Genomic DNA, 19286 nt, shown 5'->3' on the forward strand with positions numbered 1-19286 from the left:
CCGTGACGGCCGGCGCCGACGGGCCATGTTCCAAATGCGCGATACAGCGTATGATGGTCGCGTTCAGGGTTGCGGTGAGCGGCGCCATGGCGCGCTGATCCGCGGGCACAGGGACGGGGCACAGATGGGGTATGTATTCTTCCGGCGCACGCGGACGACATTTCTGGCGCTTGCCGCGATTTTCCTGCAAACGGGGATGGCGGCCGGCGATACGGCCACGCTCAAGACATCGACCGAGCCACATCTCATCGACTACGACGAGATGGCGAAACGGCAACTCGTGCGCGTGCTGGTGCCGTTCAGCAAGACGATCTATTTCATCGACGCCGGGAAGGAGTTGGGCACCGCGGTGGAGTATGGCCGCGCGCTCGAGGAACAGATCAACAAGGGGACGAAGAAGGAGCTTGACCGCGTCCGGGTGATCTTCCTTCCGACACCGCGCGACAGGCTGCTGGATGCGCTGGTCCAGGGATATGGCGACATCGTCATGGCCAACCTGACGATCACCGACGAGCGGCTGAAGCTGGTCGATTTCACGGCGCCCCTGTACGGCGATGCCAGGGAAATCCTGGTGACGGGGCCGGGTTCGCCTGCGGTGAAGACGCTCGACGATCTCGGCGGCAGGCCCATCGACGTCCGCGCGAGCAGCAGCTACCGCGAACACCTCGAGGCGTTGAACGTCGCGCGCAAGGCCGGCGGCCAGCTGGAGATCGGGATCGGCGAGGCCGACGAAAACCTCGAGGACGAAGACCTGATGGAGATGGTCAATGCCGGGCTGCTGCCATGGACGATCGTGGATGCGCACAAGGCGGCGATCTGGTCGGGCGTGTTCACCGACCTGACGGTGCGCGACGACATCGTTATCGCGGACGAAGGCCGGATCGCCTGGGCGATCCGCAAGAACAGCCCGCTGCTGAAGGCCAGGCTCGACGCCTTCGTGGCCGACCACAAGATCGGGACCACGTTCGGAAACCTGCTGCGCAACCGGTATTACAAGAGCGACAAGATCGTGCGGCGGGCCTATGCGCCCGCAGATGTCGAGCGCTTCCGGCGACTGGTCGAGATCTTCCAGCGCCATGGCGACACCTATGCGTTCGACTACCTCATGCTTGCCGCGCAGGGCTACCAGGAATCGCAGCTAGACCAGAGCCGCCGCAGCCCGCGCGGGGCGGTGGGCATCATGCAACTGCTGCCGTCGACCGCGCGCGACAAGGCGATCGGGATCTCCGGCATCGCGGAGGATGCGGACCGCAACGTCGAGGCGGGCGCGAAATACCTGCGCCACTTGATCGAAACCTATATCGCAGACGTGGGGCTGGCGCCGACCGACCGGCAGTTGTTCGCCTTCGCCGCCTATAATGCGGGTCCGGGCAATCTGAGGAAGTTCCGCAGGAAGGCCGAAGAGCTGGGTCTCGATCCGGACATCTGGTTCGGCAATGTCGAAAACGCCGCCTCCTCGATCGTCGGCCGGGAGACCGTCCAGTACGTCGCCAACATCTACAAATACTACATCGCCTACAGGATGCTTTCCGAGCGAACCGAAGACCGGTTGGAGGTGAAGGAGCAGATCGGCGCGACGACCGCCGGTGCCGGGACCGGAGAGGCGGCCGAATGACGGCCGCTTTCTCCTGTCACAGGATATGCGCTATGGTCGGATGACGGGCAGGCAACCGTGGCAGAGGCGTCGAAAGGCGGCCTGCCGCAAGCAGCATGGCCGCCCGCAAGGATGGCAGGAGGATGAAATGCGGTCTGACAGCGACGTGGCGGAGCCGGCGGAAGTCGTCGAGTTCTGGTGCGAACTCCTGAACCCGGAACACTGGTTCTCGCCCCCGCCGCAACTCGACGCCCATATCCGCCTGCGCTTTGCGGCGACGCATCTGGCGCTGTCGCGGCATGTGCCGGATGCCTGGCGGGAGACGCCGGAGGCGCGGCTTGCGACCGTGATCGTTCTCGACCAGTTTCCGCGCAACATGTACCGCGGTTCGCCGCTCGCCTTTGCAACCGACTGGCTCGCCTTGCGCGAGGCCCGGCTGGCGCTTGCGGCCGGCGCGGATACCAAGGTCGTCTTCGGCCACCGGCACTTCTTCTACCTGCCCTTCGAGCATTCGGAAGACCTGGCCGACCAGGACCGCTCGGTCGCCCTGTTCAAGTCGCTCGGCGACAGGCTCTACCTCGACTATGCGCTGCGCCACCACGCCGTTATCCGCGACTTCGGCCGCTTTCCTCATCGCAACGCCTATTTTGGGCGGGAATCGACCTCGGAGGAACTCGACTACCTCGCCATTCCGGGATCCGGCTTCTGACGAAAATCCTGCCTTCACTTCGCCCGGGTCGCGCAATAATTTGCGCGCCGAATCTCCCGCACCCCGGGCAAGGCCCCGGTGCATCAGCCAGACGTTGATTTCGCACGCGATCGTTTCGACTATCGCGGGCGCCAGATGTAGCAAGGACCGTCCGTGACGACACTCAAACGCGCCCTTTTCGCCCTGCTTGCGATCGTGCCGCTGCTCCTGCCTGCCATCGCGATTGCGCAGGATCCGGCGCCGGCAGCCGAGGTGTCGACGCCGTCCAACCCGATCGCGGCAGCGAACAAGAGGCTGGAGCAGGCGCGCCAGCAGTTGGCGGACCTGCGCGTCAAGATCGAGGCGGCGCGGGAGAACGGGGTCCGGCTCGGCGAACTCAGGCTGGAGGTCGAGCAACTCGGCCGCTTCGCGCTCGAGGCCTCGGTCTCGACCCGGGAACGCTTCAATCAGATCAAGGCCAGGCTCGACGAGATCGGGCCGGTGCCGGCCGAGGGGCAGCCGGCCGAATCCGAGGTGATCAAGGAGGAACGCGCCCGGCTTTCGGACGAGCGGGCCGCCATCAACGCGCTGACGGGCAGTGCCGAGGAGCTCTCGATCGAGACGACGCAACTGTCGAACGAGATCACCGAAATGCGCCGCACGCTGTTCACCGAGACGCTGCTGGAGCGCACCAAGATCACGCCGGAGGTGCTGGAGGAGGCCATCGGCGCCGGCGCGAACGAAGGGGCGGACCTGCAGCGCACGGTCGGCGGCTGGGCGCGTTTCGTGTGGAATTTCAAGCGGGAATCGCTGCTGGCTGCGATTTCGCTTTCGCTCGTCGTCGGCCTCGTCCTCTATTCCGTCGGCTATCGTCTGGCCGGCCCGATCATCCAGCGCAACAAGATGATCGAGAAGCCGCACTACATCACCCGGCTGATGGTCGCCTACTGGTCGATCATGATCCCGACCCTGGCCGTCGGCGCATTCGCGTTCGCGTGCTATTCGCTGCTCTCCAGCTTCAACGTGCTGCGGCCGGATATCGCGCCGATGGTCTCGACGCTGTTCGGGGTCTGCGTCGGTCTCTACTTCGTCTCGGCGCTGGCCCGCGCCGTGCTCGCCCCGAACCGGCCGGAATGGCGGCTCGTCAATGTCTCCAACGATGGCGCGCGGCGGCTGGAGCGGTCGATCTTCGCAATGGCGCTCGCCAATTCGCTCGACTATTTCCTCGGCACCGTCAGCGTGGCGCTCGGCTCCGCCGTCGTCCTGACCGTCGCCAAGAGCATGATCGCCTCCATCGTCATCGGCATGATCCTGATCTGGATCTCGTTCATCCGGCCGATGCTGCGCGAGGGTGAGGATCCGGCCACCCGGGGGCGGCCATGGCCGCGGACGCTGTCCATGCTGCTGATGCTGACCGGCTTCGGCCTGATCGCCATGGCGGTGATCGGCTATGTCGGGCTGGCGCGGTTCGTCGCCGCCCAGATCGTGGTCACCGGCGCGATCCTGGTGACGATGTATATCGGTATCCTCTCCGGCCGGGCCATCGGCACGCAGGGCGCGTTCGCGCGGACCTATCTTGGTCAACGCATGGCGGAGCGCTATCAGCTGGGCGAGGTGACGCTGGACCAGGCCGGGTTGGCGGCGAGCCTCGGCATCTACCTGATCGTGCTCCTGCTCGGCCTGCCGGGAATCCTGCTGCAGTGGGGGTTCCAGCTGGGCGACATCGAGAGCTGGGCCTACCAGATCTTCACCGAGATCCGGGTCGGAAGCATCTCCATCTCGCTCATCGGCATTCTCGCCGGCGTGCTGCTGTTCGTGCTCGGCCTGGTGGTCACGCGCTGGTTCCAGCGCTGGCTCGACGGCACCATCATGGTGCGCAGCCATGTCGATCCGGGTGTGCGCAACTCGGTGCGGACGGCGGTCGGCTATGCCGGCGTCGGCCTTGCCGGGCTGATCGGCATCTCGGCGGCGGGCATCAACCTCTCCAGCCTTGCGCTGGTCGCCGGTGCCCTCTCGCTCGGTATCGGTTTCGGCCTGCAGAACATCGTGTCGAACTTCGTCTCCGGCCTGATCCTTCTGGCCGAGCGGCCGTTCAAGGTCGGCGACTGGGTCGTGGCGGGCACGACGGAAGGTTTCGTCAAGCGCATCTCCGTGCGCGCGACCGAGATCGAAACGTTCCAGCGCCAGACGATCATCGTGCCGAATTCGGTCCTGATCAACGGGCAGGTGGGCAACTGGACGCACCGCAACAAGCTCGGCCGCATCGAGATCCCCGTCAGCGTGTTCTCCGGCAACGATCCGCGCCAGGTGACCGAACTGCTGCTGGAGGTGGCGGCGACGCAGCCGGTGCTGCGCAATCCCGAGCCCTCGGTCACGTTCCTCGGCTTTTCGGCGACCACGCTCGATTTCGAGCTCAGGGCCTTCGTCGCCGACGTCCTGGACGCCGGCGTGATCAAGACGGAACTGCGCACGGCGATCCTGGAGCGGCTGCGCCAGGACGACATCGCGCTGGCGGGACCGGCGGCGCCGACGGTGCCGGTGACCATGGATCCGGAGAGCGCCCGCCTTCTCGCCGCCATGATCGACAATGCCAAGGAGGACGTGGCGCTCAGGCCCGTACCGTCACGCAAACCGGCGCCGAAGCCGGTCGAGGAGGGCGCCGACGAGACGGGCTGACGGACGATGAATGCCCCATTCACGCCATATTCAGTGTACGCGTCATAAAACTTGTGCAAAGACCCGGGGGTGAGGCTAGGCTCCTCACGGGGTTGTAACAGGGGCGGCGTTCGGCGCCGGGCATGAATGATGCGAATGCTTGTAACGATGCTGCTGATGTCGACGACGGTTGCCGCGCCGGCTTTTGCGGCGTCCATCACCAACAAGGATGGCGATTCGGTGGTCGTGACGATCGTCGAGAACGGCAAGCGGACGGAACTGGCGCTGGGCGCCGGAGCGACCGAATCGGTCTGCCCGTCGGGCTGCTTCGTCACGCTGCCGAACGGCGACCGCGTCGCGCTGAACGGCGACGAGACGGTCGAGATCAGCGGCGGATCGGCCGTCGTCAAGTAGCTGCCGGATCGGGGCAGCGGCGCGCCGGAACCGCCGCCGCACGCCTCTGCAGCGTCCTTCCTGCCGCATGTCTCCTGCGGCTGTCGGCCGTCCTCGCCGTCATCTCGGCCTGTGGCCAGACTTCGTCTGTGCCGTCAACCTTTTGTAAATCATCTGCATGTCGGCGCCTGGCGTCTTAACGCTTTCTCAAAGCGCGCTTCCTATCGTTTCGGTGTTGACCGGAGAGTGGATGATCCCTTCGGACGGGACCATGTGCAGGTCCGATGCCGCCCCGCCGAATGGCGACTGCAGGCGGCACGCGAAACCCTCATGTCAGAAGGCATAAGATGTCATTCATCGGTATCTCCGGTATGCAGTACGCCGGCGCGTCGCTTTCCCATCACCGCATCCTGCTCGTCGAGGACTCCAACGTCTTCACCTCCATGATCGGCGCACGGCTGAAGGAGCTGTTCGGCATCCAGGTCGAGCTCTGCCGCGATTTTCTGCAACTGGAGGAGACCTACGAGCGCTCTTCCGATCCGATCACGCTCGCCATCTCCAACATCAACCTGCCGGGCGCAGAGAACGGCGAGGCGCTCAACTACCTGATCGATCTCAGCGTGCCGACGATCGTCTTTACCGGCATGTTCCACCAGCAGACGCGGGACCACCTGATGTCGAAGGAGATCGTCGACTACATCATCAAGGACAACGTGTTCGCCGTCGACATGCTGGCCGAATCCGTCTGCCGCTTCCTGACCAACCACGATCACCACGTGCTGATCGTCGACGACAGCCCGACGGCGCGGGCGCTGCTGTCGACCCGGCTGAAGCGCTACAACTTCCGTGTCAGCACGGCCGAGAGCGGGGCTGCGGCGCTCGCCATCCTGCAGGCCAATCCGGATATCGGCCTGATGGTCACCGACTACAACATGCCCGACATCGACGGCTTCGAGCTCACCCGGCGGATCAGGTCGTTCATGGGCTCGCACCAGCTTCGCATCATCGGGGTTTCCTCGTCGACGGACCGGATGCTGTCGGCGCGTTTCCTCAAGGCCGGCGGCAATGATTTCATGCTGCGGCCGTTCATCGACGAGGAGTTCTATTGCCGGGTCAACCAGAACCTCGACACGCTGACGCAGATCCGCAAGGCGAACGGACGCAAGGCCGCGTGACAGCGGTCCGAGACAAGAGGCTTACGTAAGGTGAGATAGTTTCCGGGAGTTAACCGCTTGATAAACCCGGAACGATGTAATGAAGGCGCGTGGGGAAGGGGTTTGAAGTGGACCGGAATTCGCAACGACAGGCTGCGTTTCTGCGCCATTTCGGCCGATCCGTCCTGATCGTCGAAGATTCGCGGATGTTCTCCACCGCCTTGCGGTTCCGGCTGGAGACGGAACTCGGGGTCCGGGTCACCCATTGCGAGAACATGGATGCGCTGAGGGCCGCCGTCGATGCCGGCACGGAGCCGTTCGCCCTTGCCATCGTCGACCTGACCCTGCCGGGCTCGCCCGACTGCGAGGCGCTCGACCTCCTGGTCTCGCGCGGCATCCGGCCGATCGTCTTCAGCGCCTCCTTTGGTCAGTCGATGCGCGAGGGCGCGCTCGCCAAGGGTGCACTCGACTATGTCATGAAGGACAGCCCCTCGGCGTTGCAGCAGGTGATCGTCGGCGTCGACCGCATTCTTGCGAGCGAACGGACGAAGGTGCTGCTCGTCTCGCCGGAGCCGGGCAGCCTGGCGCTGGAGGCGGCGCTGCTGTCCAGGCAGCGCTTCCAGTTGCAGAAGGCGGAGGGCGCCGAACGGACGCTGGACCTGCTCGACGAAGCCCGCGACACCGACATCGTCCTCGTCGATCTCGACCAGCCGGGCTGCGACGGCGTGCTGCTGCTCGGCGAGATCCGCCGCCACTATTCGCCGATGAGCGTGCGCATCGTCGGCCTGTCGAGCCGGGGGCAGGATGCGACGGGGGCGCGGTTCCTGAAGGCGGGCGGCGACGAGTTCATCCTCAGGCCGTTCTGCGACGAGGATTTCATCGCCCGGATGCTGCATCTGGCGGCGCTGCACAAGCAGTTCCAGGCGCTGACCCTTCTGGCATCGCGCGACTACCTCACCGATGTCTACAATCGCCGCTATTTCTTCGAGGCGGGGCAGAGGATCGTCAGCCAGGCCATGCGCCGCGGCGCGAAAGCCTCGATCGCGATCGTCGATATCGACCACTTCAAGCGGCTGAACGATACCTATGGCCACGAGGTCGGCGATGTCGTCCTGAAGGCGGTCTCGAAGCGCCTCAAGGCGCGGCTCCGCGGAAACTGCCTGCTGGCCCGGCTGGGCGGCGAGGAATTCGGCATGATCTTCGACGGGGTCGGCGTGGCCGACGCGGTGGCGCGGTGCGACATGCTGCGCGAGGAACTGGCGGCCACCCCGATCGAGGCCGACGGGGAACCGCTGACGATCACCGTTTCGATCGGGGTGGCCGCCATCGAAGGCGACGAGGTCTTCGACAACTATCTGAACGCGGCCGACCAGTTCCTCTACATGGCCAAGCATGCCGGGCGGAACCGGGTGTTCTCCGAGCGCTCGTTGCAGCCGGCGCTGGCGGGTTAGCGCCGGCCCGTCACAGGGGCCGGCTTTCCGCCGTCAGGGACGCTCGGCGTGCCCGGGAACGCTTAGCGTGCCGCGACTGCGGCCGGAAGCATCAGCTTGCGGTCGGCGCGCTCCTGCTGGGGTGAGCGGTTGTAGAGTTCGCGGTAGCACTTGGAGAAGTGCGAGGCGGAGACGAAGCCGCAGGCAACGGCGACCTCGACGACCGGCATCGACGACTGCACCAGAAGGTGGCGGGCGCGGTCGAGGCGGATTTCGAGATAGTAGCGGGCGGGCGAACGCCCCATCTCCTGCCGGAAGAGGCGTTCGATCTGGCGACGGGAGAGGTCGGCGCTCTCGGCGATCTCCAGCAGCGACAGCGGCTCGGAGAGATTGTTTTCCATCAGTTCGATGATCGAGAGCACCTTGGCGTTCTGCACGCCGAGGCGGGCGCGCAGCGGCAGGCGCTGGCGATCGTGCGGGCCGCGGACGCGGTCGGTCAGAGCCTGCTCGCAGATGCTGTTGACGAGGTTCTCGCCGAAATCCTGGTCGATCAGGTTGAGCATCATGTCCAGCGAGGCGGTGCCGCCGGCGCAGGTATAGATGTTGCCGTCGATCTCGTAGAGGTCGGCATAGACCTCGGCCTGGGGATAGGCCTCGGCGAAGCCTGGCAGGTTCTCCCAGTGGATCGCACAGCGCTTGCCGGTGAGCAGCCCGGCCTGGGCCAGGACATGCGCGCCGGTACAGAGCGAACCGATCGCCACGCCGCGATTATAGGCTTCGCGCAGCCAGGCATTCACCGACTTGTTGCGGAAATCCTCGACGTAGATGCCCGAACAGACGAGCACCATGGAGGGGCGATTCTCCCCGCCGAGAAACTTGCGCTCGTCGGCCAGCGAGGAATTGACCTCGAGGCCGATGCCGCTGGAAGACAGCACCTGCTGGCCGTCCGTCGATGACAGGCGCCAGCTATAGGCCTCGTAGCCCAGCATGCGGTTGGCGATGCGCAACGCCTCGATCGCGGCCGAGAACGGCAGCATGGAGAAATTGGGCACGAGGAAGAAAACAAGCGAACGCTTTTTGGCTGCTGTCTTGGTCATGGGGAGTTCCGCTCTGGTTTTTCGCAAGCGTCTCCCGAAGCCGGTCGTCTAGCTTGCCTGATTGCGACATTTGCATGGATTGGTGCGACTGTGAAGCCCTGCGTAACCATTCGTGTTCCAAGCGTTTGAGGGTTTTCTCGCCTGAACGCGGCCTCGGGACGGGCGTGCGAAATTTGCGACACGGCATTCTGCTCCGGGGCGGCGGCAGGGGACGGGCCCGAAGTTGCGAAAGACGCTTGAACGGGCCGGCGCAGGCGTTAAGAAAAGACGATACAGAGGAGAAGACGATGCTCGCCGACGGATACTCGAAAGTGGCACCCGGAAAACTGGTGGCGGCGGTCACCTGTCTGGAGATGCTTTCCCCCACGCCGACCGGAAATGCCGCCGAGCCGGAGGGGCTGACGCTCGCCCTCGTCCGGGAGCCGGATCTCGACTGGTACCGCGACCTCTATCGGCGGATCGGCACGGACTGGCTGTGGAGTTCGCGGCTGTCGCTTGCCGAGGGCGCGCTGGCGGAGATCCTGCATGATCCGGCCGTGGAAGTGCGCGCGGTGATGGCGGGCGGACGGGCGGAGGGCCTGATGGAGCTCGATTTTCGCGAGGAGGGGCAATGCGAACTGACCTTCTTCGGGCTGACGAAGGCGATGATCGGACGCGGGGCGGGGCGCTGGCTGATGAACCAGGCGATCGAAAACGCGTGGTCGAAGCCGGTTTCACGCTTCTGGGTGCACACCTGCAGCCTCGACAGCCCACAGGCCCTGGATTTCTACGTGCGCTCCGGCTTCGTGCCCTATGAGCGGATGGTGGAGGTGTTCGACGATCCGCGACTCGTCGGGATCCTGCCGGCCGATGCCGCGCCGCAGGTACCGATCCTGCGGGGCGGAGCCCTTCGCCTCGGCCGGCACATGGCGTAGCGAAGGCTAAAAAAATCGCCGGACCAAAACCGCCTCGGCGATTTCATATCCGGCGACAGTGGGTCGTCGTCCTGGGAGGTCGCGGCGACTGGGGCATCGCCGGATAGCATTCTCTCATCGCGTCTTCCTGATGACCGAGGCGATGTCGGTTGCTTCGTCGGTGGCCGGAAAGCCGATGTCCTTGCGCAGGTCGAACGGGAGGTTTTCCAGTTCGAGTTCCTCGCGATGATGACGCCAGGCGTCTGCAACGCGACCGGCCAAGCGCCGGAACGACGACAGGGTTTCAGCTCCGGACACGCGCCTTGCGAGCGAGCCGCCGTGAAGATGTGAGATGGACGTATGCATTTCGAGGGTCCTTTCGATCTTGGGAGGTTCGAAAGGTCGCGACCTTGATGATCATCATGTCGCGGCCTTATTCATCAATCAATCGAATATATTTGATGCAATGCATCAGATTCCGTCATGGGAACGGCGTCCCGGCCAACCGACGTCGCGCTGCAGTTCCGGCGGCAGCATTTCCATTTCACGCTCGGCGCGGCGGCGAAGGCGGCGGGCCGCCCGGGCGTCGAGGAACTGGCGGATATGGAGCGCAAAGCCCCTGCCGACGGCGCGAATGGCGAACGGAGCGGCATCTGTGTGTGATTTGCGGTCTGTCATGACACCCATCCTTTCCGGATCCGGTTTCGTTGGATTGACTATCGCGCCGAAGGGGTGTTCAATCAAACGAAATGAAATGAAGCTATCGATCAGTAATTCTGAATTAGGAGGATGCCATGAACGTGATGCCGAGGCAGCCGCTGCCCTTGCTGGAACTCGACATTCTCAGGACCTTCGTCGCCATCGCCGAGACCGGGAACTTCACCACGGCGGCGGAGACGGTGCACCGGACGCCCTCGGCGGTCTCGATGCAGATCAAGAAGCTGGAGGAGATGCTGGGCTGCACGCTGTTCCGGCGCGACGCCCGTTCGGTCACGCTCACCCACCATGGCGAAGTGCTGCTCTCCTATGCCCGCCGGCTGCTCACGCTCAGCAACGAGGCGGTCTCGCGCTTCATGATGCCGGAGATGAACGGGGTCGTGCGGCTCGGCGCGCCGGACGACGTCGGCGAACTGATCCTGCCGGAGGTGCTGCGCCGGTTTGCCGAGACCTATCCCTCGATCGCCGTCAACGTGTCGATCGAATCGAGCTCCAGCCTGCGCCGTGCCGTCGCCGAGCGGCGGCTGGATCTCGCGATCTTCAATTCGCCGGACAACACCACGCCGGTTCCGGGCGAGATCCTGATGAAGGAGCAACTCGTCTGGGCGGCGAAGAACTGCGGCACCGCGCACACGAAGCATCCGCTGCCGGTGTCGGTCTGGGAGGAGGGGTGCATCTGGCGGGCCCGGGCGCTCGAGGAACTGGCAAGGTCGGGCCGCGAGTTCCGCGTCGCCTATTTCTGCGCCCATCACATGGGCCAGCGGGCGGCGATCCGCGCCGATCTCGCAGTCGCGCCGCTCGCCCGTTTCCTCGTGCAGGACGACATGGTGGCGCTCGGCGAGAAGGACGGGCTGCCCGACCTCGGCCACTACACGATCGGCCTCGTCATCGGCGAGGATGCCGACGCGCCGGTGAAGGCGGTCGCAGACTATGTCCGCGCGGCCTTTGCCCGCTTCGAACGCAGCCCCAAGGAGGCGCTCCTGCCCGTCGCCTGCTGACGGACCGGATCAGCTGTCGACGGGACGGAGGGCGCCCATGCGCCGCATCAGCGCCTTCTCCGCCTCCAGCACCAGCATCGTCACGATGCCGATGGCGATGATGAGGACGCCGTCGCCGATCGCGACCGGCGCGCTGTCGAACAGGGCGTGCATGAACGGGGCATAGGTGAAGGCGAGTTGTGCTGCGACGACCACGCCAATCGCGCCCAGCACGGCCGGGGTGCCGAGCACGCCCTTCAGATTGAACGACGTCATGTGCAGATAGCGCACATTGAAGAGATAGAAGATCTCCATCACCACCAGCGTATTGACCACCATGGTGCGCGCCACCCGCTCGCCCTGGCCCGAGCGCATCGCATATTCGAAGATGCCGAACACGCCGATGGTGAAGAGGATCGAGACGAACAGGATCCGCCATGCGAGGAAGCCGGTGACCAGCGGCGCGTTGCGGCCGCGCGGCGGCCGGCGCATCACGTTCGGTTCGGTCGGCTCGAAGGCCAGCACGAGGCCGAGCGTGACCGTCAGGATCATGTTGATCCAGAGGATCTGGACCGGCGACATCGGCAGGGACAGGCCGAGGAGGATGGCCAGCACCACGCAGATGGTCTCGCCGCCATTGGTGGGGACGGTCCAGGAGATGACCTTGCGGATATTGTCGAAAACGGTCCGGCCCTCGTGGACGGCGGCGACGATCGAGGCGAAGTTGTCGTCGACCAGCACCATTTCCGCAGCCTCCTTGGCCGCTTCGGTGCCCTTGCGGCCCATGGCGATGCCGACGTCGGCCTGCTTCAGCGAGGGCGCGTCGTTGACGCCGTCGCCGGTCATGGCGACGACATGGCCGTTGTTCTGGAGGGCGCGGACGATGCGCAGCTTGTGCTCCGGACTGGTGCGGGCGAAGACGCTGACCGCCTCGACGACCGCGCCGAGTTCGGCGTCGGCAACGGCGTCGATCTCCGCCCCGGTCATCGCCTTCGGATCGTCGGCGATGGCGAGCTGGCGCGCGATCGCGGCGGCGGTGTCGACGTGGTCGCCGGTGATCATCTTGACCGCGATGCCGGCGGAGCGGCAGTCGGCCGCCGCTGCCATCGCCTCTTCGCGCGGTGGGTCGATGAAACCGACGATGCCGAGGAAGATGAGGCCCGTCTCGACGTCCTCGAAGGTGAGCCGTTCCAGCGCTGCGGGTGCTGTGGCTGCCGCAAAGCCCAGGACCCGCTCGCCATTGGCTGCTGCTGCAGCGATCCGCTTGCGCCAGTAGGCGGCGTCGAGGTCCATCTCCGTTGCGCCGGCATCGCCTCCGGCCTGTCGGGCGCACATGGCGAGCACGCGCTCCGGCGCGCCCTTGACGAAGATGCGGCCGCCGCCGGCGGGATCGCGGTTGAGGGTGGCCATGAAGCGGTGCCGGGCGTCGAAGGGGATCTCGTCGATCCGGGCCCGGTTCGACCGCTCCGTCTCCGGTTGCAGGCCGGCCTTCATGGCGAGCGTCACCAGTGCGCCCTCCATCGGGTCGCCGAGCACGGACCAGCGGCCATCGGCCTCGACCAGTTGCGCGTCGTTGCACAGGAGGGCGGCGCGCACCAGTTCCGTCTCTGACCGGTTCGGCGGCGTATCGCCTTCGCCGATGGCGCCCTCAGGGGCATAGCCGGCGCCGGCAACGAGGCTTTCCCGCCCCGACGTGGCGATCCGCCGGGCGGTCATTTCGTTCTTCGTCAGGGTCCCGGTCTTGTCGGAGCAGATCACCGAGACCGCGCCGAGCGTCTCGACGGCGGGCAGGCGGCGGACGACGGCATTGCGCCGGGCCATCCGCCGCACGCCGATCGCAAGCGTGATGGTGATCACCGCCGGCAGCCCTTCGGGCACGACGCCGACGGCCAACGCCACGACGATCATCAGCGCATCGGCCCAGGGGTAGGCATGGACCAGCATGGCAAACGCCATCAGCGCCACCGCGGTCGTCATCGCGACAAGGGTGAAGATCCGGCCGAAGCGGTTGATCTGCACGAGCAGCGGGGTTTCCAGCGTCCGGATCCCGCCGATCATCGTCGAGATGCGGCCGATCTCGGTCCCGGCCCCCGTCGCGACGACGATGCCGGTCGCCTGTCCGGTGGCCAGCAGCGTGCCGGAGAAGACCATGGAGTGGCGGTCGCCGAGGGCGGCGTCCGTCCCGGCCGGTCGTTCCTCCTTTTCCGCCGGTACGGATTCGCCGGTCAGGATCGCCTCGTCGACCTTCAGGCTGCGGGCGCGCAGCAGGCGGATATCGGCCGGCGCCTTGTCGCCCGCCTCCATCAGGACGACGTCGCCGGGAACGATGGCGCGGGCATCGATGTCATGTTGTCGGCCGCCGCGCAGGACGCGGGCATGGGGTGCGATCATGTCGCGGATGGCGTTCAGCGCCTCTTCGGCGCGCCCCTCCTGGATGAAGCCGACGATCGCGTTGACGAGGACGACGCCGACGATGACGGCCGCATCGACGACATGGCCGATGATCGCGGCGACGATGGCGGCCGACAGCAGGAAATAGATCAGGGTGTTGTTGAACTGGGCGAGGAAGCGCAGCAGGGGATGGCGCGGCGAGGGGGCGGGAAGCTGGTTCGGCCCGTAGCGTTCGAGCCGCCGCTTCGCCTCGTCGGCGGAGAGGCCCTCGTCGGAGGTTCCGAGCCGCGCGAGCGCCGCATCTGTGGGCAGGGCATGCCAGGCGACCGGCTGCGCGGCCTCGGCGCCCCGGTTTTCGTCCGAAACGGCCGTGCGAACGTTCATCCCGGTCCTCCGTGCAAGCTTTCGGGCGGCGGCGTCCGGCAGGAGACGCGGCGCGATTTCCCGAGGCCTATCACGAGTATAGCGATCCCGACTTGATGCACGTCAAGCTTGGGCCGATCAGCAATGCGTCATCGGCCATACAGGTCAGAGCGGATTGCGGGCCGGAAACCGTCCCCGGTGGCCTATTCCCGGCTGCGGCGCCTGCGGCGGCCGCCGCCTTCGCCGTCGTCGGACGGAGCCTTGCGCTCGGGCAGGGTGACGACGGTTGAAAGGTTCGGGAAGGCATCGACCTTGTTCGGCATCGCCATGGCATTGACGAAGAGCTGCTGGAAATTGCCTTCCAGCGCCGTCTCGATCTTCTCGATCCGGCTGACGAGATGCTCGATCTCGCGGCGGTGGCCGCGGTTGAGCAATGCCATCAGCGCGCCGGTGCCGGCGGCGTTGCCAACCGCCTTGACGTCGGAAAGGTCGCAGTCGGGGATCAGGCCCAGCACCATGGCGTATTTCGGATCGATGAACGTGCCGAAGGCCCCGGCAAAGCAGATCGTGTCGACATGGTCGATACCCTGCTTCTCCATCAGGAGCTTGATGCCCGCATAGAGCGCCGCCTTGGCGAGCTGGATCGCGCGAATGTCGTTCTGCGTCACCGTGATGCGCGGCTCGCCGTCATGCAACAGGTAGGAGAAGGTGCGGCCGTTCTGGATGATGCGCGGGCTTTTCGCCGCCATCGCGCCATCGACGACGCCGTCCTCGGAAATGATGCCCGACAGGTACATCTCGGCCACGACCTCGATGATCGCCGAGCCGCAGATGCCGGTGACGCCGACGGACGCCGCGGCCTCGGCAAAGCCATCCTCGTCGGACCACTTGTCGACGCCGATCACCCTGAAGCGCGGCTCGAGCGTCTCGGGGTCGATGCGCACGCGCTCGATCGCACCGGGGGCGGCGCGCTGGCCCGACGAGATCTCGGCGCCTTCGAAGGCAGGCCCCGTGGGGGACGAAGCGGCGACGACGCGCTGCCGGTTGCCAAGCACGATCTCGGCATTGGTGCCGACGTCGACGAGCAGCATCATCTTGTCCTGGCGGTGCGGCCCCTCGGCCAGCGTCGCACCGGCAGCGTCCGCGCCGACATGGCCGGCGATGCAGGGCAGGAGATAGACGCGGGCGCCGTGATTGATGGCAAGGTCGATCTCGCGCGACCAGGTGTGGACCGCGCCGGAAACCGCGAGCGCGAACGGCGCCTGGCCGAGTTCGGTCGGATCGATGCCGAGGAACAGGTGGTGCATGATCGGATTGGCGACGAAGACGGCGTCGAGGATGTCGTTCGGATCGACGCCGCCCTCCGTGCAGACCTTGACCGTCAGCTCGTTGATCGCCTGGCGCACGGCTTTCGTCATGGCCTCGCGCCCGTCCGGGTTCATCATCACGTAGGATACGCGGCTCATCAGGTCTTCGCCGAAGCGGATCTGCGGGTTCGACGTGCCCGACGAGGCGACGACACGGCCCGATAGCAGCGACACCAGATGCATGGCGATGGTGGTCGAGCCGATGTCGCAGGCTATCCCGTAACCCTCGTTGTGCAGACCGGGCCACAATGCGATCAGGTTCGGGCGTGATCCCTCGATGTCGCGGTGGATCGCGGCGGTCACGCCCCAGTTGCCCTTGCGCAGGATCTTCTGCACTTCCGGCAAGAGATGCTGGGCGACGAGGATGTTCTTGAAACCCCAATCCTTTTCCAGCATGGCATTCAGCCGGTCGAGATCGCCGAGCGGCTTGTGCATGTCGGGCTCGTCGACCTCTACATAGCAGAGCTGGATCGCCGGGTTGCGGTCGAAGGTCCGGTCGGTCGCGGCCTTGCGGATCACCTGGGCATTGACGACGGTATCCTGCGGCACGTCGATGACGAGATCGCCGAGGATCTGGGCCGAGCAGGAGAGCCGGCGCCCCTCGGGAATGGTGCGAACCTCGGCATAACGCTTTTCCTTCGGCCCGACCGGCGAAATGTGGTCGAGCGAGGAGACGATCTTGTGCTTGGCGAAGCTGCCTTCCTGCACCTCGATCTGACAGCGCCCGCAGGTGGCCCGGCCGCCGCAGACGCTCTCGACGTAGACGCCGAGCTTGCGGGCGGCGTCGAGGATCGGCGTGCCCACCGGGAAGCGGCCGCGCTTGCCCGACGGCATGAACAGAACCAGGGGATCGGTCTGCGCGGCTTCGCTCATGTTGCTCTCGTTCTCGGACGTGCCTTCGTAGCGCATGGTATTCGGTCTTTCATCGGGCCCGCATCGGTTCTGGACCGGCGTGTCACGCAAATGTGCAGACTGCACCGGAATGCAGCCTGATAGTTGTCCAATCCCGACATGGAAAGATCCGCCAGCATCATTTCCGGATGCCATCCCGCCGGCCTGCCTGCAAGGTTCAGGATTTCTTCTTCGGCAGGCGTCGGGCGTTGGCGCGCACGCGCTTGCCATAGGGCTTGAGGGCGGCCGCTGCGATGGCCTCGCCGGCCTTTTCGACCGAGGGGCGGCCGCCGGTCATCATCTGCATCGCCGCACCGAAGGCTGCGCGCGAGACCGCCATGTTGACGGCCACAGCGCTTTCGGCCGTGGCCACCACCTTTTCCGAAATCATGCGGTTCATCTCGGCGGTGTCCTGCGACCTGCCGGTCAGCGCCGCCATCTGCATGTCGTGGATCCGCATCGCCATGACGAAGGGGGCTTCGAACCAGAGCGTGGAGGCGTCCTTGCGAAGGCGGCGCGGGGTCATGAGGGTCACTCCCGGGAAGCGCCCGTGCCGGCGCGGGCGGCCCGGCCGCCGCGGCGGCCGCCGGCGGCCGGGGCAGGGGATGCCGATGCCGTGGCGCCGGCTTCGGCGGGCTTGTGGTCGCGGTAGGTCATGATCCAGTTGGTGCAGTTGGCGTCGGTGCCGTTGAGCACGTTGGCGGCGCGCACGGCCTCCATTTCCTGCGGGCGGCAGGGGTTCATGATGGCGCTCGTCATGCCGGCGCCGATCACCATCGGGATGAAGCCGGCATTGATGCCGTGGCGGTGCGGCAGGCCGAAGGAGATGTTGGAGAGTCCGCAGGTGGTGTTGACCTTCAGTTCGTGGCGCAGGCGATAGAGCAGCTGGAAGACCTGGCGGCCGGCGTCGCCCAGCGCCCCGATCGGCATGACCAGCGGATCGACGACGATGTCATGCGGCTTGATGCCGTGGTCCATGGCGCGCTCGACGATCTTCTTGGCGACGGCGAAGCGGACGTCGGGGTCCATCGAGATGCCGGTCTCGTCGTTGGAGATGGCAACGACCGGCACGTCGTACTTCTTGACCAGCGGCAGGATCGCCTCGAGCTTCTCCTCCTCGCCGGTGACCGAGTTGACCAGCGGCCGGCCCTTGGCGACCTTGAGGCCGGCCTCGATCGCGGCGGTGACGGAACTGTCGATCGACAGCGGCACGTCGACAAGGCCCTGGACGATCTCCAGCGTCTTGACGAGAAGCGGCGGCTCGGTCTCGTTCGGGTTGACGGCGGTGACGCCCGCATTGACGTCGAGCATCGTAGCGCCGGCTGCGACCTGCTCCAGCGCATCCTTGATGACGGTGTCGAAATTGCCTTCCACCATCTCGGCTGCCAGCTTCTTGCGGCCGGTCGGATTGATCCGCTCGCCGATGACGCAGAACGGCTGGTCGAAGCCGATGACGATCTCGCGGGTGGCGGAAGCGACGATGGTGCGGGTCATGAAATTTCCTCTGGTGACGTGGGCGACAGGCTATCGCGCGAATTTTCGGGTTACAAGGTGGCGCGCCGCAGGACGCCCGCCTCGATCAATGCGGGTGGTGAGCGGCGATTTCGGCCATTTCCTGCTGGTTCTGTTCCTTGCCCTCGCGCACCTCCTCGATGCGCTCGGCCACCAGCTGGTCGACCGGGTTCGGCTCGCGCGTCCAGGGCTTGCGGCCCTTGAGCACGCCGGATTCGTGGACGATCTCGGCCACGTATTCCTCCTGGCGGTAGGCCATGACGTGGATGCCGGACACGCCCTCGATCTCCTTCACCTCGTTGATGATGTCGATGCAGAGCTGCTTGCCTTCCTTCTTCTGGTCCTGCGCGCCCTCCAGGCGGGCGATGATGCTGTCGGGGATGTGGATGCCGGGCACGTTGGACCGGATCCACTTGGCCGTCCGGGCCGAGGCCATCGGGCCGACGCCGACGAGGATGTAGCATTTCTCGTGCAGGCCGAGGTCGCGGACCTTCTTCATGTATTCGCGGAACATCGGCACGTCGAAGCAGTACTGGCTCTGCACGAACTGGGCGCCGGCCTCGATCTTCTTGGCGAGGCGATAGGGGCGGAAGTCGTAGGGGGGCGCAAAGGGGTTGATGGCGGCGCCGAGGAAGACCTTCGGCGGCGTCGTCAGCTTGCGGCCAGAGAGGAATTTCGCATTGTCGCGCATGATCCGCACCGTCTCGAGCAGCGACATGCAGTCGAGGTCGAAGACCGGCTTGGCGCCCGGCTGGTCGCCGGCCTGCACCCCGTCGCCGGTCAGGCACATGATGTTGCACACGCCCATGGCGGCAGCACCCAGCACGTCGCCCTGGATGGCGATGCGGTTCTTGTCGCGGCAGGCGATCTGCATGATCGGCGCATAGCCCATGCGGGTTAGAAGCGCGCAGATGCCGACCGAGGACATGTGGCAGTTGGCGCCCGACGCATCGACCGCGTTGATGCCGTCCACCCAGCCGTCGAAGATCGCGGCGCGTTCGTAGACGTCTTCCGGATTGGCGCTGTCGGGCGGATTCAGCTCGGCTGTGACGGCGAATTCGCCGCGCCGGAGCACGCGTTCCAGCCGGCCGAGGGAGGAATGGCCGGGCAGGGGATCGAGCGGCAGGTGGGGGCCGAGCGGGTTTTCGTCGAAATGGGCCATGG

The 19286-nt window shown here is 65.8% G+C and carries 16 protein-coding genes; 8 read left to right on the forward strand and 8 right to left on the reverse strand.

Annotated elements, in window-relative coordinates:
• Nucleotides 1–124 precede the first annotated feature (124 nt).
• The 6 genes from LQK81_RS07710 to LQK81_RS07735 all read left to right on the forward strand — a co-directional run bounded on the left by LQK81_RS07710 (nt 125) and on the right by LQK81_RS07735 (nt 7935).
• On the forward strand, nt 125–1615 hold the full coding sequence (locus tag LQK81_RS07710) for a transglycosylase SLT domain-containing protein (RefSeq protein WP_230805031.1): 1491 nt from the start codon (nt 125–127) through the stop codon (nt 1613–1615).
• 127 nt (nt 1616–1742) lie between these two features.
• On the forward strand, nt 1743–2303 hold the full coding sequence (locus tag LQK81_RS07715) for a DUF924 family protein (RefSeq protein WP_230805033.1): 561 nt from the start codon (nt 1743–1745) through the stop codon (nt 2301–2303).
• A gap of 153 nt (nt 2304–2456) precedes the next feature.
• Complete coding sequence (locus tag LQK81_RS07720; protein WP_230805035.1) at nt 2457–4958, forward strand: mechanosensitive ion channel family protein; 2502 nt, start codon at nt 2457–2459, stop codon at nt 4956–4958.
• Between the two features lie 129 nt (nt 4959–5087).
• Complete coding sequence (locus LQK81_RS07725; protein WP_230805037.1) at nt 5088–5351, forward strand: hypothetical protein; 264 nt, start codon at nt 5088–5090, stop codon at nt 5349–5351.
• Nucleotides 5352–5677: 326 nt separating this feature from the next.
• Nucleotides 5678–6505, forward strand: a complete 828-nt coding sequence (locus tag LQK81_RS07730; protein ID WP_230805039.1) for a response regulator — start codon at nt 5678–5680, stop codon at nt 6503–6505.
• Nucleotides 6506–6612: 107 nt separating this feature from the next.
• On the forward strand, nt 6613–7935 hold the full coding sequence (locus tag LQK81_RS07735; protein WP_230805041.1) for a GGDEF domain-containing response regulator: 1323 nt from the start codon (nt 6613–6615) through the stop codon (nt 7933–7935).
• A 62-nt stretch (nt 7936–7997) separates the two neighbouring features.
• Here LQK81_RS07735 and LQK81_RS07740 read toward each other — a convergent pair whose 3' ends face one another.
• Nucleotides 7998–9011: a GlxA family transcriptional regulator gene (locus LQK81_RS07740; RefSeq protein ID WP_230805043.1), complete on the reverse strand. Its 1014-nt coding sequence runs from the start codon at nt 9009–9011 to the stop codon at nt 7998–8000.
• A 287-nt stretch (nt 9012–9298) separates the two neighbouring features.
• On the opposite strand from LQK81_RS07740, the gene LQK81_RS07745 reads away from it, so the two are divergent.
• Nucleotides 9299–9925 carry a GNAT family N-acetyltransferase gene (locus LQK81_RS07745; protein ID WP_230805045.1) on the forward strand — a complete coding sequence of 209 codons (627 nt, stop codon included), beginning with the start codon at nt 9299–9301 and terminating at the stop codon, nt 9923–9925.
• 114 nt (nt 9926–10039) lie between these two features.
• On the opposite strand, the gene LQK81_RS07750 is transcribed toward LQK81_RS07745, so the two are convergent.
• A complete protein-coding gene (locus LQK81_RS07750; RefSeq protein ID WP_230805046.1) occupies nt 10040–10270 on the reverse strand; it encodes a hypothetical protein in 231 nt (76 codons plus the stop codon).
• A 105-nt stretch (nt 10271–10375) separates the two neighbouring features.
• Nucleotides 10376–10582, reverse strand: a complete 207-nt coding sequence (locus tag LQK81_RS07755) for a hypothetical protein (protein ID WP_230805047.1) — start codon at nt 10580–10582, stop codon at nt 10376–10378.
• Nucleotides 10583–10698: 116 nt separating this feature from the next.
• Between LQK81_RS07755 and LQK81_RS07760 the strand changes: the two genes are divergently transcribed.
• The gene (locus tag LQK81_RS07760) at nt 10699–11619 is read left to right on the forward strand and encodes a LysR family transcriptional regulator (protein WP_230805048.1); all 921 of its coding nucleotides are present in this window, start codon (nt 10699–10701) and stop codon (nt 11617–11619) included.
• Nucleotides 11620–11628: 9 nt separating this feature from the next.
• Here LQK81_RS07760 and LQK81_RS07765 read toward each other — a convergent pair whose 3' ends face one another.
• The 5 genes from LQK81_RS07765 to LQK81_RS07785 form a co-directional block, all read right to left on the reverse strand.
• Nucleotides 11629–14373 (reverse strand): cation-transporting P-type ATPase, encoded by a 2745-nt coding sequence (locus tag LQK81_RS07765; protein ID WP_230805049.1) that lies wholly within the window; start codon nt 14371–14373, stop codon nt 11629–11631.
• A gap of 182 nt (nt 14374–14555) precedes the next feature.
• Nucleotides 14556–16592, reverse strand: a complete 2037-nt coding sequence (locus LQK81_RS07770) for an ASKHA domain-containing protein (RefSeq protein WP_230805050.1) — start codon at nt 16590–16592, stop codon at nt 14556–14558.
• Between the two features lie 196 nt (nt 16593–16788).
• The gene (locus tag LQK81_RS07775) at nt 16789–17136 is read right to left on the reverse strand and encodes a hypothetical protein (protein WP_230805051.1); all 348 of its coding nucleotides are present in this window, start codon (nt 17134–17136) and stop codon (nt 16789–16791) included.
• A gap of 5 nt (nt 17137–17141) precedes the next feature.
• Nucleotides 17142–18104, reverse strand: coding sequence for a methyltetrahydrofolate cobalamin methyltransferase (locus LQK81_RS07780; RefSeq protein WP_230805052.1), 963 nt, complete (start codon nt 18102–18104; stop codon nt 17142–17144).
• Between the two features lie 85 nt (nt 18105–18189).
• Nucleotides 18190–19284: a methylenetetrahydrofolate reductase gene (locus tag LQK81_RS07785; RefSeq protein WP_230805054.1), complete on the reverse strand. Its 1095-nt coding sequence runs from the start codon at nt 19282–19284 to the stop codon at nt 18190–18192.
• Nucleotides 19285–19286: the final 2 nt, after the last annotated feature.

Source organism: Rhizobium sp. GN54, from assembly GCF_021026345.1.
Lineage (GTDB): Bacteria > Pseudomonadota > Alphaproteobacteria > Rhizobiales > Rhizobiaceae > Mycoplana.